Origin of the sequence: Microvirga vignae (assembly GCF_001017175.1) — a bacterium.
Taxonomy (GTDB): Bacteria; Pseudomonadota; Alphaproteobacteria; order Rhizobiales; family Beijerinckiaceae; genus Microvirga; species Microvirga vignae.
In genome coordinates this window covers 1-16,258 of sequence record NZ_LCYG01000027.1, presented here as the reverse complement: position 1 = coordinate 16,258, position 16,258 = coordinate 1, and the positions used below count along the sequence as shown (strand labels likewise).

The following is a 16,258-nucleotide window of genomic DNA, read 5'->3' as shown; positions in this document are numbered from 1 at the left end:
AAAGGGGGCCGTCCACCCCAACATCTGCCAGTGACGGCCCTCTTGCGCTGGTTGAAGCGCTCCAGCAGTTCAGGCGCATATCGCAATGTCCAGCGGTGGATCGTGGCATGGTCGACGGAGACACCGCGCTCGGCCATCATCTCCTCGAGATTTCGCAGGCTCAGATTATAGGTCAAGTACCGTCGGACGCAGAGCAGGACCACCGAGCGATCAAAATGCCTGCCCTTGAACACTATGGCCTCCGCAACTGTGACTCTGGCCATGGTATTTGAAACTCTGAAACAAGTTATTGCGACACATCCAGCCGCAGTCTGGCGGGACGAACACGAGCCGTGGCTTCGTTCTTCCCGGTCCTCGCTAGAGCGGGCGAGGAGAAGTCGTCCGCTGGCCGTCAGTTGGGCTTGATGGGAAGCATTCTTGCTGCGGATAGGTTCATCGATCAAAGCCTTGGCCATCTACGTGGGGGGCCTGTGCCATGGCTCCGTGTTCGAGCGCGATGGGGCCGTGATCCACGGCCCCGCCCGCAAGCCGCTGCCGCCGCGGGATATCTGATCTCCCTTGACGGGAATCGCGCTGCGAGGCCGGCACGGCTTCCAGCTACTGGGGATGTCCTCTCACCCGCCGACGAGAACTGGTGGGGCGCTGGCCGACGCCCCCTCGCCCTCAACCACGATGACACGCAAGCCAGCGCCGGCCGAGCCCTCAGCCGGCCCCGGTCGGATCTCGCGGGTTGGTCCCGTCGCGGAGATCATGCCCATTCCCCTGGGGTTGGTCTTCAATACCGCAACGGGCACATCCCGCCCTTCCAGGAACACGCTGTAGACGGTGTCCGGCTTCAGCCGGGAGACATTCACCTCCAGGATGTCGACCAGCCCGAGATTGCGGGAGACCACGTATCCTGCCCCGTCTGCTCCTTGCGGCGCCTTCAGGGCGATGTTGACGGTCTCCGGTCCGCTGGGCCGCGGGGTCAGGTTGGCCCGCCCATCCGTGCCTTGCGGGACTGCGTCGGATACGACTACCAGTGCCTGGGGGGCCTGGCCAACCGGAATGCGCGCGATCGTCTCGTTCTTCGACGTGTCGATCACATCGACAGCGTCCCCGTTCTCCAGCCCAACGTAGATCCGGCTGCCGTCGCCGGATGCCCAGATCCCGTGCGGAAGCGCCCCGACCGGGATCGTCTTCACAAGGGCGGGTGTAGCCTCCATGGTGAAGACCTTCACGGCGTTTTCACCACCAACGGTGACATAGGCGAGGGTTCGTCCTCCGCTCTGCCCGAAGGCGAGGTGGTTCGTGATCGGGCCCGTGTCGATCGTGCTCTTTACCTCCAGCGCCTTCGTGTCGATGCGGGTCACCTTGCCGACATCCTTATGGGTCAGCCAGACCTCCGAGCCGTCGGGCGTGACCTGGATGAACGGCGAGAACGGTGACACGACCGGGATCTTTTTGATCACCTCCCGCTTGGCGACGTCCACCACCTCGACCACCGGATTGAAGCTGTTGCAGACGAACGCCAGTTTGCCGTCGGGCGTAAAGATCGTCATGCCCGGGCCGCTCGTGGTCGGGATGCGGCCGACCTCCCGGTAGGTTGCGGCATCGATGACGGCGAGATGGTCCTCGCCCCGTACCGTCGCCCACACCTGCTGGCCATCGGGCGTGAAGAACGCCTCATGCGGATTGCGCCCGATATAGGCGATCCCCTTCACCTTGTTCGTGGCCGTGTCGATGAAGGTGACCGAGTTCGTCACGGTCGAGACGGCCACCAGCGTCCTGTGGTCGGGCGAGAAGCCGAGGCCATGCACGTTGACCTCGCCCTTGTAGAGCGGGCTCAGGATGTCCGGGCGCGGATTGCCGAGCCGGATCTGCCCGAGCAACGTGTTGCTGGCCGGGTCGATCACCGAGACCGTGTTGCTGTTCTGGTCAGCGGTGTAGACGCGGTCGCGCTCGCTCGGCAGAGCGATAGCGGCTGTCGAGGTCATGAGGATGGTGCAAACAACAACGAGGCGCTTCACGGGGCATTCTCCTGCGCGGGTGGGGCATGGTCGGGCATCTCGGCGAGCAGGCGGGTCATGAGGTCGATCTCGTACTGCTGCTCGGTGATGATCGATTGCGCGAGATTGCGGATGCGGGGATCGGTCGTGACGAGGAGCACAGCTTTCGCCATGTCGATCGCCCCCTGGTGGTGAGGCACCATGGCCGCCAGGAAGTCGCGGTCAGGCTGGCTCGTCCTTGGGACTGCGGCCATGGCCGCATGCATCCGGTCCATTGCCTGAGCGATCAGAATATCGAAAGACGCGGAAGCCGAAGCAGGTGCCGTCTGCTCCGGAGCGGCGGGCGGCTGATGAGGGTGGATGTCCTGCGCCCATGCCCAGCGTCCCTCGCAAAGGAGGACGGACAGCAGCGTCCATCGAAGCAGGCGTAGCGGCAGGGATGGGACGAGGCCTCCCATGGGACGTCAATCCACAACGATGCTTTCGGTCATGCCAAGGCTCCTCCAGGCATCAGCAGCCAAGAATGACAGTTTCGCAGATCGGTGCGACGAGCACCGGCCAGAGTGTCCCCTCCTCCCGGTTTGGGGGCTAATGCTCTTCAGGCTAGTGCACGACGATTCCGGCGTGCTTGGCCTTCTTCTCCGGGTCGACATGGATGGTGATGAGCGCATCCTCGACCTCGTCCCGCAGCGCCTGCGACCTCAAGGAACAGTGCTGTCCCAATACGTCGGCTCGCAAGATCCCGCGCAGCATCTACGAGCACGCAAGAGAGGTCGAACGCTCATTGAGGGACACGCCTGCCTTCGGGCAGTCGCGTCAGGGTCGCAAGCGCGTCGAGATGCTGTTTGCGCATCTCAAGCGGATCCTGAAGATGGGACGCCCGCGGCTGCGAGGTCCGTGCGGGGCTCAGGACGAGTTCCTGTTAGCGGCCACCGCCCAGAACCTCAGGAAGCTCGCCAAACTGGTTCTGCTGACAGAGCCTCAGGTGACCAAAGCCGCGTGAGGAGAGCACAGACGCTCAGCTCATCCCAGTCCTGACCTCCGCAAACAAACACTCGTCGCTGTCTCAATCAATCTGAGCGCCGACTTTTGCAACGGAATCTGCCAGACGGAGACCTTCGCGTCAGGCCCCATAGGTGAGGAAGCATCTAACGAGACGCTACCTTCAGCACCTGAGCTGGTCGCGTGAATGCTGCTCTCGCACGCTCTGCTTTGGGGCGGATTGAGCACTCCTCGGCATGGTCATTGATCAGGCCCATGGCCTGCATGAAGGAATACACGGTTGTCGGACCAACGAACTTCCAGCCCTGTCTCTTGAGATCCTTCGAAAGCGCAATCGACGCCGCCGAGCTCGAGGCTGTCTGCGGCTCGGCCACTTCGCCGACGCCCGGCTCAAAGCGCCATACATGAGCGGCCAGCGAGCCCTCCCGCCTGACCAATTCCTGCGCCCGTTCGGCATTGTTGATGACCGCCTCGATCTTGCCGCGATGGCGAATGATCCCCTCGTCCTGGAGCAGCCGCTCGACGTCCCGTTCGGTGAACCGTGCGATCCTGGTAAAGTCGAAGTTGTGGAACGCCGCACGGAAATTCTCGCGCTTGGCCAGAATGGTGCGCCAGCTCAGCCCGGACTGGAAGCTCTCGAGGCAGAGCTTTTCGAACAGGCGATGGTCATCGTCGACCGGAAAGCCCCATTCCCTGTCATGGTAGGCGAAGAACTCCGGCGCGGCGCTGCACCAGCGACACCGCGGCTGGCCATCCGGTCCCAGGACTGTTTTGCTCATCTCGCAACTTTCCCTCTGCTGACGAATGGCGGCGCACTTAATTCATGAGAAAGCGCAGCCGCTCGTCGGTGCGGGCCAGGGTCATTTCAAGGATTTCCGCGCTGACGACGTCTTCCTCGACGAAGGGGTCCTCGTTGACCCGGGCCTGAAGCTCCGAGAGCGTGATGCCATGGGCCAGGATGGCCCCGCCCGCATTGGGCTGGAGGCTGCCGACGACCAGGAAGACACCGTCCTCCATGCCGCGCTGGATCCAGGCCTTGTGGCCTTCCATGAATTGAGGGGCTTGGGCTTTGTTGGCTGAAAACCTGAGCAAGACGACGAACATGGAAACTGTCTCCTTTGGGATTTGGCAGATGAAAGTCATGATTGTGGTGCGCTGGCTTTCTGGATGCATGCCTCCAGCCAGTCACCCATCTGATCGGCCTCCTTGCGGAGGAAGACCTCGTCGTGAAAGGCATTGGCGAGGGTGGCGACGCCTTGGCTCCGGGCGAGAATGTGCATTGCCAGTGCGTCGGCCTCCGGCTCCAGACCAAGCAGCGCAAACTGGCGGCTCAGCCAGTCGCGAAACAGGGTGAAGATCCTGTTGCCCTCCGTTTGGGCAACATGATCGAGCTTGGCCAGCTCGGTGCAGAGCGTTCCGACGGGACAGCCGTACCGCATGATCTTCGTACGGTTGGCAATGAGGATATTGATGAAGCTGCGGATCCGGTCGGCGGGGTGCTGCCCCTCGGCCTCCCAGAGCTCAAGCATCCTTTGGGTGTTGGCGAGACGCAGGGCGATCACGGCATCGAGGATCTCGTCCTTGCTCTTGAAGTGATAGTAGAAGTTTCCGCGCGAGATCTGGACCGCCCCAGCAATGTCCGCGAACGAGGTGTGCTCGTATCCCTGGCGATAGAACAGCAGATCAGCCGCCTCGATGATCTGGTCGCGGGTTGTCTGGACGCTCATGCAAACTGGCTCCTCGGATATGCCGCATTCGCCAACCTGCCCGAGGCTGAGCGCCAGGTGATTAAACCGGCAGGCGCAGCATTCCCCGGCATCCGGAGCGTGACGAGCTTCGAAAACAAAATGCGCTCCGATGAACGGATGAACGGTTCTAGGACGCTTGACCTAGAGCGGAGACTAGGACGGTTGTCCCACAGCCGTCAAGATCCTGGCTGATTGAAAATGTCCGGACCAAGTCAAACTGAGCCATTAAGCGTGGCCATATGAAGGTCAGCTCACCCTGTGACTGCGGAAGTTCGGCTTTCGTCAGCCCCGTGCCATGAACGGACCTTCCTGGTTTTGGTTCAATTTCGCGGAAGGCTGTGCACGGCACACGCCTCAGTGACGGTTCTATGGGCGTCGATCTGGTCCCATCTCGAAGCGCTCTTGGCTCTTGATGTCGGTGGCCCAAGGCAGGGCCGAACGGCACCAGATCTGCGCTCGTGGCACGAGGTCGTACCGCTGACGGATCGTTCCGACCCGGAGGTTGTAGACCTTTGGCCCGTCATTCTCCGACGTCGAGTAGATGGGGGACCCACACTCGGGGCAGAACCCGTGAAGCCGTCTCGCTCCACTCGTTCCAATCTTCACATAGTTCTTCACCTCCCCTGAGAGCAGCGTGAAGGCACCCTCCCTCGTGGGAGCCACCGTGCGGAAGGCTGAACCCGAGAGGGTCTGGCAGTCGGTGCAGTGGCAAAGCCACACCTTCTCGGGCTCGATCTCAGCCTGGAAGGTGATGAAGCCGCAGCGGCAGCGCCCATCAATCTTCATGGCGCACCTCCTCTTCCTTTCAGAGCTGATCCCACATCTAAGTGAATCAGGCTACTTGGGGCCTCACCGCAGTATCGGCCGGCAAAGGGAGGGGTGGGTTTGCGCTGTCGAGAAACTCCACCGTCGTAAAGATCAGCTCAGTGTCTCCGATGTTCTCTAAGTCATGGACCTTGAGCTCTCCTGGTCCAATAGGTGGCCTCCACCACCGAGCCGTCCTGTTGGTGCGAGAGAGCTTTTCCGGGTGTTGTGGCAACCCAGAAGTAGTCCAGAACATGGCGATAAGGCGAGGCGCTCTGCGGGCTTCAATCGGACTTCCCAAACCCGGACCCGTTCGGTCTGGCAGAGAAGACGGGTCCCGACACACGAGTTGAACTGGTTCCTCCTGAACTCATCTTGGCATGCGGTTGACCATGTTGCGCTTGGCTCAAGAAGCCTTGGCATTAGGGCCTCCATCGTAAGCACCGTATCCCAATCCGGGCATGGGGAGCGACCCATGCCCCACCTCCTATCATAACGAGGGAGCCATAGATCAGCTCAGGCGTCCAATCTCCAGTCCAACACTCTAGGCCTCGGGGGTCTTGAACTCGACCCGAATACCCCGAAATCCGTGCGGCGCGTCGTCCGCAACCTCAATGGCGTGCAATTGCTGTGGTGGCAGGCGCAGGGCCCGCGGCAGGATGGGACTGGTCGGCGTCCCGCCCAAGGGAGGAATCTCGTTCCCGTCCGCGTCGAAGTTGCGGTAATTCGGCCGGGCCAACACAACCATGATGCTCGGCCAGCGGTGGTGATGCAGGTTCTCGCACTCGCCAGGCTCGACGGTGACCTCCAGCACCCGAACAGCGTCGTCCTCGAAGAGGAGCCGGTGGTTGGCCGGTGCGGCGACCAGCGCATCTATATGGGGCGACCATTCCGTTTCGTCAGGCTCAGGCATGTGGCCCTCCAGGAAGATGCACCCATGATGCCATCAGCACCGTGTGAAAAATATGCCACCATGGGGAAGCCAAGGTCGGGTCGGGGTCAAACTCAGCCGTTCAGCGTGGCCGTGACAAGGTCTGCTCTTTCCTCCTAACCTGCCCTCCCCTCTCCTGCTGCCGTGAACGCCTATCAGATTGCCGACAGTCTCCCGCTCCTGCTCCGATCGTGACAGCAGAGGCGACGTGGGTTTCTGCGAGCGAGGCTCCTCTCACTTGGGATTTTGGATCCTCGTTCCTTCCAAGGCTACGCTTACGCGTTAATGATAAGCTATTGAGATAAAACCCGATAGCCGGGGCACTGGAAGCTAAGCAGCCATTGGCTACGGCCTGGCGGATGGATTCGTACGGTTCTGCAGGGCGGCGTCGCGGACTACTCCATCTGAGGCCTAATCCCAGATGCCCATGAAGACGGTTGGGCAGCTGAAGAGCCTCAGAAGTCCTTGTCTTAAGCCATTTTAGCGGGCTTGAGGGAAGCCCTGCTCTCTTTGAGTGGTAAATGAAGTCCCTCACCGATCGTCTTCAAACGATCCTTTATCCCTAATCGCAATAACTGTACAAAGGCCTTCAACACGGTTGGAATGAGACCGATGCCGCCCTCCCCTGCCCGTAAGCGCCTGATTGGATACGCCCGCGTCTCTACCGACGAGCAAGCCACCGACGCCCAGGTCGACGATCTCCGCGCTGCGGGCTGCGAGGTCGTCCACCAGGAGCAAGCCTCCGGCGCATCACGGGCCCGTCCCGTCCTATCCCGGTTGTTGCGCGAGATCAGGAAGGATGAGGTCCTTGTGGTGGTACGGCTCGATCGCTTGGCGCGCTCAGTCAGCCACCTGCTCGCGGTAATCGAGGACCTTGAGAGCAAGGGCGCGCACTTCCGGTCGCTCCGGGACCCGATCGACACGAGCACGCCGCAAGGCATGTTCTCGCTACAAGTCCTCGGCGCCGTCGCCCAGCTCGAGCGGTCGCTGATCTCGGAGCGCACGAAGGCCGGAGTGAAAGCGGCAAAGTCGAAAGGAAGGATGCCAGGCAACCCAGGCCTCAGGGCCGGCAGTCCCGAGGCTATACGCAAAGCCGCCACCGCAAGACATCGCGTCTATCTCGGAGATCTCATCCACAAGGCCGAAACCTTCCTGCCGATTGTCCGGCAGATGCGGCCGGACCATAGCTGGGAGGATGTCGTGCAGGTCCTCAATGCGAAGGGGCAGCGCTGGACGACGCAGAGCCTTCGGAGGGCAGTGAGGCGTCTGGTCACCGAAAAGATCTTCGAGCCTGGCTTGCTCGGCAAGGCTGGCCGAAGACCGCCGGACGATCGGCTCATGACTTTGATCGCAGGCATTGCGATCGGCAACCCTGCCCTCAGCCTGCGGGATATTGGCGCTCAACTGGAGGGCATGCGGGAAAGGACACCTCGGGGCGGGCTGCGGTGGACAGCGAGTTCGGTGAAGTTCCAGTTGGACAAAGCCCGCAAGCTCGGTCTTGCCGTGCCAGAAATCAGATAACGAATCCGTAAGTGATGCAAAAAATCAGTTGTGCCATTCTGCGTAACCCGTGGACAGCTCGCGGGAGAGTTACGCACGAGTTGCGGGCGACGCGTACGCACCTCACGGTAACTCGCCGACGAGTCACGATAACTCGTCCTAACCGCTCTGCACCCGGTAGCCGCGTCGCTGCTTTCTCATGAGCCAGCGCTCAAGCGATTCGACCGCTCTACCCTCACTTTCATGGATCTCGATACGTCGGCGGCTGGGCTTCCCTATGCGCCCGTACTCGCGCGCCAGAGTGGCGCTGCCGAACAAGCTGATCTCGACCGAGAGAACATAGAACCGGCTCATGTTCCGGGCCGGGTCACGGCGATCAAGGACGAGAAAATTCAGTGTGTTCTTGAGCATAAACCCAGTCTGCAGGTCGGCAGGCGGGGGTCAAATCAAAGTCCTGAATCTTTCACAGGCCCGACATCACGGACATGAATCTATCGGGCGGCTTCCTGCGCTTCGATAGAGGAAAGAGCGATGAGACGATCGGCAACGGTGACCAGATCAAAGGCGGGCCGCAGGATGGTTAATGGCAATGGTCGATGGCCGTGTCCCCCGGCTCGCGTTATGGCTCATCCACCAACGGTGTCGAACCGGAGGGAAAGACATCGGGGCGTCGGGTGATCACGGCCTATGGCCATTATCTCTGGTATCCCTTGTCTAGGTCTGAGCGGTACCCGCACATGCCTTGAGACTACCGCCACTCTTCCTATAACCGACCCGGCCGGGCGAGCTCGGGACGTGGCTCGGTATCTTCCTCTGGTCCTTCCTTGGCGGCGAGCTGTCGATTGGCGTTCCGACGGCTCGTTTATCACCCCCGAAAGATTCTTCATGTCTGGCGTGGCATAACAGGCCGCATGAGCGCGACTATTCCCGCGACACCACGGCTCTCTCCGAGATCGTGGGCCAGCTTGTGAACACCTAGTCCGAGGAATGGCAACACCGATGCGAAGCCCGGACCATCCTCAAGATGACTAAGACCGAGCGAGATGCGTTCTTCAATGGAATAAGAGATGCAGACGGGGAGACGATTGAGCGCGGCGTCATCGCGATGCGTGGTCTCGAGGCTGCGGAAGAGCTGCTCGGCTGGATGGAGAAGCTCACCGAGGCGCGGGCCAAGAAGGAAGAAACACGCGCATGAGCAAGCTGATCGATCAGAGGCAGCACGATGCATTCACTCGATCCAGCGCACCAATCGGATGCTCCCTACCGACTCGGTGGAGCCGCGGAACACGCGGGATCTGTTCCTGAAGCTCTCAACGGCGCTGTTCGTGATCTCCCCCGACACCGACAGTCTGGCCGACGAGCTGCGGGATTTGGCCCGGGAGATCGTCGAGCGCGTCCAAGCCGAACATGCAGTAGATCTCCCCGAGTTGGGAGCTCCCAACTTGGACTTTACGTCACATAAGCCCGTTGTCGCGACAGTACTCGACCCGGGTGCCGATTACGCAGTGGGCAGTCCTCGGCCCCTTCCCGTTCCAGCTCACGCGCCTCGGTGCCCGTGACCTCGACGCTCTTGACCTCACTCAGGCACAAGGCCTTCTGCTCATGCGTCATGGGCGGGAGCTCAGACCCCTTCCCGCCAGCCGTACCAGTGCGGCAGCGCATGCTCACTGTCTGAGCAGACGCAGCGATCGGGCTGGTCAGAATTGCAATAACAGGGCAACCAAGCCCCGAGTTCATTGAATGGCGTTTTTCTCATGGCTGCCGTGATGATCGGCTGTCCTGCATGCTAACTCGATCACTTCGAGAAGGATCGTGAGAGCCGGCAAAAAGTGGACCAACGGAAGGTTAATGACTTGAGGGCTTCCAAGACGAAAGCGGCAGGATAGTGGAAGGCGCCCGCATCGTGCCGAGGGTCACCGGTCGATTGAGGATCGACACCCCGACCCTACGCGGCAGCTCTCGGTCTCAGATCGATTCCGGCCACTTCCAGAGTGGCCGTGACGGCGACCGTAAGTTTCCGGCCGGCGTCCTGCATGCCTTTTTGCGCGTCCTCGGTGGTGACGTAGGGACCATACACTACCGCGCCTCGCATCGGTCTTCGCGCATCTACCAGAGGCTCCCGCCGAACTGGTGCAACGCCAACGATGGCAACTTGATCGTATCAGGCTGCATGCATTCGCCTTTTGCCATATGACGGCTCACAGCGTGACATGACGGTATGAGGGTAAGCGAACGCCTCGTCGGGTGTAGAGTTGGGAGCTCCCAACTTTTCAGTCAGACAAAAAAGAGAAGAGCGGTTGGCGCTCTCCTCTCGTTTCAGGATGGCCTCGAATCCGAGCCTGCGCATCCCTCCTGATCCGATAGCATCGCTGCTGTCTTCGGCGCAGCCAAGTCTCAAGCGCCTCTATCACTTCTACTTTGCTGGAGCAGTTCGACCCTGCGCTGGCCTTGAGTGCTGGTGCGACCCCATTCGCGGATCAAGGCAGTGTTCCCAAACAGACTCTCCTTAAGCGCCAGCACATAGAAGCGGGCCACGTTCGCCGCAGCGTCGCGGCGGTCGAGAACTAGAAACTGGAGCTTGTCTTGGGGCACGCACCGAGTGTCGCGCAGACACGAAATCTGATCCGATGCAAAGACGGAATCAGTTCCACAGCGACCGATTCACGCGATCGATAGGCCGAGGTTCCCAACAGCTGAATCCGGTTGGGAGCTCCCAACAGACTCGACTCTTCGGACGAATCGAAGAAACCATTAACCTTTACGGTAATAGATGTGTATTTGTTGATTTGCCGTAAACGAGAGGACCGACGTGAAACAGCAAGCTGCAATGATAGACGCTGCCCTGCCGTCTCCAGAAACGGGCTCTGCCATCGGCGAGCACGCTGTGATCCTGCGCTCGCAGCTGCAAGCGATGGCTGCAGCCTTTTATCCCCCGAGCGCTGAGAAGGTTCTTCGCCGGTTTTCCTCTGGTGAGGCCGCGAAACTCCTTGGGATTTCCGATAGCCGGTTGCGCCAGTTGTCCATTGACGGACACGGCCCGCAGCCCGAGGTGACACAGTACGGGCGCCGCTCCTACTCGCTCGCCGACATCCATGCGCTGCGCGAGTACTTCGACGAGACCACGAAATCAGGCCGGAGGTTCTCGCCGCGCCGCCAGGGAAACGAGCACCTTCAGGTGATCTCTGTCGTCAACTTCAAGGGCGGATCGGGCAAGACCACCACCTCGGCGCACATGGCGCAGTACCTGGTGCTGAAAGGCTATCGGGTGCTGGCCGTCGACCTCGACCCGCAGGCGTCGCTGTCGGCCCTACATGGCATCCAGCCTGAAATCGACGTCGGCCCGGGCGAAACCATCTATGGCGCGATCCGCTACAGTGAGGAGAAGCGCCCGCTCTCCGAGATCATCAGGCCTACCTACTTCACCGGCCTCGACATCGTGCCGGGCAACCTCGAGCTGATGGAGTTCGAGCACGAGACGCCGAAGGCCCTCACTTCCCGACAGCGCGACTCGATGTTCTTCGAGCGTGTCGCCCAGGCGCTCGACAGCGTCGCCGATAACTACGACGTGGTCGTGATCGACTGCCCGCCGCAGCTCGGGTTCCTGACGCTCTCGGCACTGTGTGCGGCGACCTCGCTTCTTATCACTGTGCATCCGCAGATGCTCGACGTGGCCTCCATGTCCCAGTTCCTCGCCATGACGGACGATCTCCTGGAGGTCGTGCGCGGAGCCGGTGGTCAGATCCGCTACGACGCGCTCCGTTATCTGATCACGCGCTACGAACCTCAGGACGGTCCGCAGACCCGCATCACCGCGCTGCTGCGCAATCTCTTTGGCGATGCGGTTCTCACGAGCCCGATGGTGAAGTCGTCCGCCGTCTCAGACGCGGGCCTCACCAAGCAGACCCTCTACGAGGTCGGCCGGGAATCCATGAACCGGCAGACCTATGACCGCGCCATCGAGGCGTTGGATGCGGTCAACGGCGAGATTGAAACGATGGTCCGTAAGGCGTGGGGACGTGCAGCATGAGCCGCAAGAGTGCAATGGACGCCATTTTCTCGGCGGCACCGAAAGCTCCTGAAAAGTTGGGAGCTCCCAACTTGGCCCCTCAAATGCCATCAACACCGCGCATCCGCTCCGGTGCGATTGCGGCCATGGGCGGCGCTCTCCAGCAGCTCACCGAGATCCGCGACCAGGTGGAATCGGGCTCGGCCATCGTAGAGCTGGACGCCGCTCTGATCGACAGCTCGTTCGTGTCGGATCGCATCAACGACGCTACCGACGCATCGATCGACGCCCTGGTCGAGAGCATGCGCGAGAGCGGCCAACAGGTGCCGATCCTTGTGCGGCCCCATCCCGACAATAAGAGCCGCTATCAGATCGCCTACGGCCATCGCCGTGTGAAGGCGGCGGTGCGGCTTGGGATGAAGGTGAGGGCGGTTGTCCGCGATCTCACCGATCACGAGCTAGTCGTGGCTCAGGGCAAGGAGAACTTGGATCGGCGCGATCTCTCGTTCATCGAGAAGGCCTACTTCGCCCACCACCTTGAGAAGCTGAACTTCGATCGCGCTGTCATCATGCAGGCTCTGTCCACCGACAAATCAGACCTGAGCCGGTACATTGCGGTCGCCAAGGCGATTCCGTTCGCCATCGCATCGGCGATCGGTCCGGCCCCAAAGGCGGGCAGGGCGCGCTGGATTGCGCTGTCGAAGGCCTTGGAGGCGCCGCATGCTAAGAAGGCCGCGGAGGCTGCGATCAGCGAACCGTCGTTCGTCAAACTCGACAGCGATGGCCGGTTCGCACGCGTGTTCGCGGCGGCTTCCAAGAAGCCGTCAGTTGGGAGCTCCCAACTCAAGGCTCGTGCAATTTCAACCCCTTCTGGTCAAAAGGTCGCCAAGGTCAGCCAGACCGGCCGCGATCTGAGGATCAGTGTCGATCAGGGATTCGATGCGGACTTCGCGGCGTACCTGGTCGAGCAGCTTCCAAGCCTTGCGGAGGCCTATGCCAAGGCACGGCAGGAGGAGATCAAGTGATGAACCGCGGCAAAGCAAAAGGTCCCTGGAGCTGGTAACTCCAAGGGCCTTTGGATCTCATCGCCACTGGTGATGGCAACAAAGCGTTCTCGCAAACCCTTTATGCCATCCCAGCGAGTTGTGTATCAAGAGAAACACCGACCCCGGTGAACGATCGCGCTCTGCCCTCGCAGAGGAGGGTAGGGGGCAGACTGCATCGACAGGAGGCAGGCGGCTGGTTCATGCCGCTTTGGCCGCAAAGAGGCTTGCCGTGGAGGCGCCCGTACCGTTACGCGTAAAGAACTCTCGGCTGCAGCCCGGAATGCGGAGAAGGCGCTGAGTTTACGCCCCGCCCAGCGCTTGGTGCTGTCCGAGCTCGTCGCCTGTTGGGCCGAGCAGGAGCGGGAGAAGTTGCTGGTATGGCCGTCCAATGACTATCTGGCGAGCCGCACGGGACTTAACGAGCGCTCAATCCGGCGCATTCTGGCGCAGCTCACGGAACTCAAGCTGATCGTGGCAAAGGACTCGCCCAATGGGAAACGGTTGGCGATCCGGGATCTCGCCGGCGACATCATCGACGCCTACGGCTTTGAACTGACGCCTGTCTACGCGAGGCGAGGGGAGTGGACTGCGATGCTGGCCGAGCTGAAGGTCATGCGCGAGATCCGCAAGCGCGCCTACGATGAAGTCACGGTGGCCCGCAGAGCCGCGGAGGAGGCCGTCAGCGCCCTTGCGCAGCATTTCCCGGCTTGATCGCTCCGACCTCGAAAACCGCTACAGTGAGCTTCTGAGCCGCACGCCAGCCCGCTCGACAGCCGAACTTCCCGCTGGCCTGCTGCAGAATTGGCAGGATCTAAGAACCCTCGCTGAGGAAGCTTTCTATCAGACCGGCAATGGCGGACTCAGAGTCAATCACAAAAAACAAACAACGGATATCCCAGTGAGTCTTGTACAAAAGGCTTTCCGAGGAAAGCTGAGGCGGTTCTGCCAAACGAACGGCCGGCCGGGCACCTATCACCAGCTTTGCTCGTTGAGGCTTGTCTCACGGTCAGTGACTACGGACGATTCATTTGCGATATCGCCGTCATCGTCGGGGCAGGGCGGTACTTGAGAGCGTCCCTTGGGGCACACGAGAGTGCCTGGAACGAGGCGGTCGCGGATATCGGCCCGGTCAGTGCGGCTATTGCGGTTCTCTACGTCCTGCAACTCAACGAGGATGATGTTTCAAGCGGCAGCTTGCGCATCAAGAACGCGGACGGGTACTTCAGGGCACTGGTGCGGATGGTCAAGGCCGGAAAGATCAACCTGGAGGTCGAATTGCTCGCGATGCGGCGCAGGCGCATGAGCTGATGGGATGTCCGCGCTCGCCTGGCAGAATAGGGAGCTTGCTGCATCACAGGGTGGTCGATTCCGAACTTGATGATTCAGGGCATCAATTGGACCATGCCAGGTCGGTCGGCTTGATGCTGCGGCACGACTCCAAACATGATCCTGCCCATGCTCTTCGAGAGGCACAATCGATTGCGGAACATAGCCCGCCCTATCCGCTGTCGCCCGAACCAAGTTTGTTTCGCGAGGGGCAGGGGTGACCTGCCAAGGCGACGCCACATCAAGCTGCGCGTGACGTCACGCGCGAGCGGCCAAAGGGTGGACGCTTGGCTCGTGCGGAAAAATGCTGCCGGGCGGTGCTGTGAGGGCGGCCTAGAGGGAGGGGTGCTTCAGTCTCTTCTCTTGCCCTTGGTGGACGATTTCAGGCCGGATAAGGCCTTTGCGGCCCTTGAGTTGCGCCTGCTTGAGGCGGCGAGACCCGAGGTCTTTTCCGGAGAACGGTGAGGACCTGAAGCACCCTTGCGCAGGGCCTCATGCATGCGGGTCTGCCAGCCCGGCCACCAGCCTGGTAGGCGGCAAGCACATCCGGGGCGACGCGGATATTCACTGCGACTTTGGGCGCTTCAACCTTGGGGCGACCGCGCCGACGGGCCACAAGTTCCGGAAAGGCCTCAGCGCCTGAGCGGGCCTTCTCAAAATCCGCCGGGGTGAGTTCCGGATTGTCGGCGACCTCATCCCAGTCCTGCTGGGCGTAGCCCTTGAAGGTCGGCTTAGATGTTTCGCTCATAGAGCCTCCTTTCCTTGCTACTGGCGGGGCGCAGGCTCACCAATGACAGTGCCTCGGAGCCTAGCGGGGACACGACCGCAACCACCACCAGCTCGCCATTGAGCTCACCGATCATCTGGTGGCGAGCCCGCCCGGCTCGGGCGTGACGGAAAGACGAGGCATGCCTGCCAGCCGAAGCCTTCCTCGAAATCTCTGAAATCCGAACCGTGCTTGTCGAGGTTAGCCAGACGCTTCGGCTCGTCCCAAACGATCTTCATCCCGAATATTTATGCGCCCACAAAATAGCCTCCGCCACCGAAAGTTCAGACGGGAAGGGACCGGAGAATGCGCGAGGGCAAGCTATAGAACCTTCCAAGCAGGAATAGCAAAGCTGATGAGGCGAGGAGCTGTCCTTTCCACCCCCTGGCCCGGTCGATCAAGTGTGGAAGGCACAGCTATGCCTGCTCACACGTGAGCGAGGTGAGCGCTGAAGAGTTCATGACGGGGCACAGCCAAAACGAACGGCTGAACGCTTAAATTGAGGGTGGCGGGAAGTCCCAGCGCATGTGGAGCGGTTCGCGCTCGCCGCTTCCAAGTTTCGCACTACCGGAGCCGTCTGCTACGAAAAGCTGGGGCAGGGGAGGGGTGTTGGCACCGTTGTCTCGGTCGTCATTTGTACAAAGTAGGAGGTTGTAGTAAAAGATCGTTTGAAGACGATCGATGAAGGATTTCGTTTACCAGCCGAGAGGGACCGGGCTTCTCACCGGCGGTCGAAAATGGCTTAAAACAAGGCATTCTGTGACCATACGGCGGGCTCGAGTCCAAGCAGGGCGCTCCGCCCGAGCATCAAACGGCTCCCGTTGAGGTGACGCTCGGGTGCAGCCCCGTCAAACCGCCCGCGCCCCTCCATCAGATTGTAGCCAGTGCTTGCTTCGCTTCCGACATCCAAGCTATACTTTGAGCGATCAATAACTTAGCTCTGGGGCATTAGCGTGGCTTTTAGGGGCAGAGAGCCGGACTTCGATGACCCGACACCGCTGGTGCCGAAGACCTACGAGCTTCCAGATCTGCCGTGGGAGACCATCGCCGGGCGGTTCGAGCAGGTCGCCATCCACATCGTCCGTCTGGACGCTCGGCTGGAGGCCTCGGGCCTGTCCGCCGGCTGGCAGTCGCGCTGCGA

General features: G+C 61.1%; 16 protein-coding genes and 4 pseudogenes. 8 read left to right on the top strand and 12 right to left on the bottom strand.

Translation table 11 applies throughout. From position 1 onward, the window contains the following. The 3 genes and pseudogenes from AA309_RS33030 to AA309_RS11575 all read right to left on the bottom strand — a co-directional run. A pseudogene (locus AA309_RS33030) lies at nt 1-233 on the bottom strand (IS6 family transposase); the annotation flags it as partial. A 381-nt stretch (nt 234-614) separates the two neighbouring features. Further along, complete coding sequence (locus AA309_RS11580) at nt 615-2,009, bottom strand: YncE family protein (protein WP_047189182.1); 1,395 nt, start codon at nt 2,007-2,009, stop codon at nt 615-617. Further along, the gene (locus tag AA309_RS11575) at nt 2,006-2,446 is read right to left on the bottom strand and encodes a DUF305 domain-containing protein (RefSeq protein WP_047189181.1); all 441 of its coding nucleotides are present in this window, start codon (nt 2,444-2,446) and stop codon (nt 2,006-2,008) included. The genes AA309_RS11580 and AA309_RS11575 overlap by 4 nt, the downstream gene beginning before the upstream one ends. 221 nt (nt 2,447-2,667) lie before the next feature. Here AA309_RS11575 and AA309_RS11570 point away from each other — a divergent pair. Then, nucleotides 2,668-2,991: pseudogene (locus AA309_RS11570) on the top strand (transposase); the annotation flags it as partial. A gap of 145 nt (nt 2,992-3,136) precedes the next feature. Here the strand turns inward: AA309_RS11570 and AA309_RS11565 are convergent. The 5 genes from AA309_RS11565 to AA309_RS31910 form a co-directional block, all read right to left on the bottom strand. Next, entirely contained in the window at nt 3,137-3,769 is a 633-nt protein-coding gene (locus AA309_RS11565) for a DNA-3-methyladenine glycosylase I (RefSeq protein ID WP_047189179.1), read from the bottom strand. Between the two features lie 37 nt (nt 3,770-3,806). Next, the gene (locus AA309_RS11560; protein ID WP_047189178.1) at nt 3,807-4,094 is read right to left on the bottom strand and encodes a YciI family protein; all 288 of its coding nucleotides are present in this window, start codon (nt 4,092-4,094) and stop codon (nt 3,807-3,809) included. A gap of 35 nt (nt 4,095-4,129) precedes the next feature. After that, complete coding sequence (locus AA309_RS11555) at nt 4,130-4,717, bottom strand: TetR/AcrR family transcriptional regulator (RefSeq protein WP_047189177.1); 588 nt, start codon at nt 4,715-4,717, stop codon at nt 4,130-4,132. A 387-nt stretch (nt 4,718-5,104) separates the two neighbouring features. Next, nucleotides 5,105-5,524 carry a GFA family protein gene (locus AA309_RS11550; protein ID WP_047189176.1) on the bottom strand — a complete coding sequence of 140 codons (420 nt, stop codon included), beginning with the start codon at nt 5,522-5,524 and terminating at the stop codon, nt 5,105-5,107. 562 nt (nt 5,525-6,086) lie between these two features. Further along, the gene (locus AA309_RS31910; protein ID WP_052954649.1) at nt 6,087-6,455 is read right to left on the bottom strand and encodes a hypothetical protein; all 369 of its coding nucleotides are present in this window, start codon (nt 6,453-6,455) and stop codon (nt 6,087-6,089) included. Between the two features lie 630 nt (nt 6,456-7,085). Between AA309_RS31910 and AA309_RS11540 the strand changes: the two genes are divergently transcribed. Then, entirely contained in the window at nt 7,086-7,994 is a 909-nt protein-coding gene (locus AA309_RS11540) for a recombinase family protein (protein ID WP_047189175.1), read from the top strand. 138 nt (nt 7,995-8,132) lie between these two features. Here AA309_RS11540 and AA309_RS11535 read toward each other — a convergent pair whose 3' ends face one another. Continuing rightward, nucleotides 8,133-8,384 (bottom strand): WGR domain-containing protein, encoded by a 252-nt coding sequence (locus AA309_RS11535; protein ID WP_047189174.1) that lies wholly within the window; start codon nt 8,382-8,384, stop codon nt 8,133-8,135. Nucleotides 8,385-8,964: 580 nt separating this feature from the next. Between AA309_RS11535 and AA309_RS36390 the strand changes: the two are divergent. Then, nucleotides 8,965-9,168: pseudogene (locus AA309_RS36390) on the top strand (DUF7696 family protein); the annotation flags it as partial. Nucleotides 9,169-10,367: 1,199 nt separating this feature from the next. Here the strand turns inward: AA309_RS36390 and AA309_RS37645 are convergent. Continuing rightward, nucleotides 10,368-10,493: a WGR domain-containing protein gene (locus AA309_RS37645; RefSeq protein WP_425286868.1), complete on the bottom strand. Its 126-nt coding sequence runs from the start codon at nt 10,491-10,493 to the stop codon at nt 10,368-10,370. Between the two features lie 307 nt (nt 10,494-10,800). Here AA309_RS37645 and repA point away from each other — a divergent pair, with 307 nt between their 5' ends. The 4 genes from repA to repC all read left to right on the top strand — a co-directional run bounded on the left by repA (nt 10,801) and on the right by repC (nt 14,333). Continuing rightward, nucleotides 10,801-12,000, top strand: a complete 1,200-nt coding sequence (repA, locus tag AA309_RS11520; RefSeq protein WP_047189171.1) for a plasmid partitioning protein RepA — start codon at nt 10,801-10,803, stop codon at nt 11,998-12,000. After that, nucleotides 11,997-13,004: a plasmid partitioning protein RepB gene (gene repB, locus AA309_RS11515; RefSeq protein WP_047189170.1), complete on the top strand. Its 1,008-nt coding sequence runs from the start codon at nt 11,997-11,999 to the stop codon at nt 13,002-13,004. The genes repA and repB overlap by 4 nt, the downstream gene beginning before the upstream one ends. A 195-nt stretch (nt 13,005-13,199) precedes the next feature. After that, nucleotides 13,200-13,736, top strand: coding sequence for a helix-turn-helix domain-containing protein (locus AA309_RS36385; RefSeq protein ID WP_244470327.1), 537 nt, complete (start codon nt 13,200-13,202; stop codon nt 13,734-13,736). A gap of 270 nt (nt 13,737-14,006) precedes the next feature. After that, nucleotides 14,007-14,333 carry a replication initiation protein RepC gene (gene repC, locus AA309_RS36380; protein ID WP_244470325.1) on the top strand — a complete coding sequence of 109 codons (327 nt, stop codon included), beginning with the start codon at nt 14,007-14,009 and terminating at the stop codon, nt 14,331-14,333. A gap of 400 nt (nt 14,334-14,733) precedes the next feature. Here the strand turns inward: repC and AA309_RS11505 are convergent, their stop codons facing one another. Both AA309_RS11505 and AA309_RS37410 read right to left on the bottom strand, forming a co-directional pair. Beyond that, nucleotides 14,734-15,099, bottom strand: coding sequence for a BrnA antitoxin family protein (locus tag AA309_RS11505; protein WP_244470324.1), 366 nt, complete (start codon nt 15,097-15,099; stop codon nt 14,734-14,736). Nucleotides 15,100-15,203: 104 nt separating this feature from the next. Further along, entirely contained in the window at nt 15,204-15,356 is a 153-nt protein-coding gene (locus AA309_RS37410; protein ID WP_342027942.1) for a BrnT family toxin, read from the bottom strand. A gap of 714 nt (nt 15,357-16,070) precedes the next feature. Between AA309_RS37410 and AA309_RS11495 the strand changes: the two are divergent. Continuing rightward, nucleotides 16,071-16,258, top strand: a pseudogene (locus tag AA309_RS11495) (hypothetical protein); the annotation flags it as partial.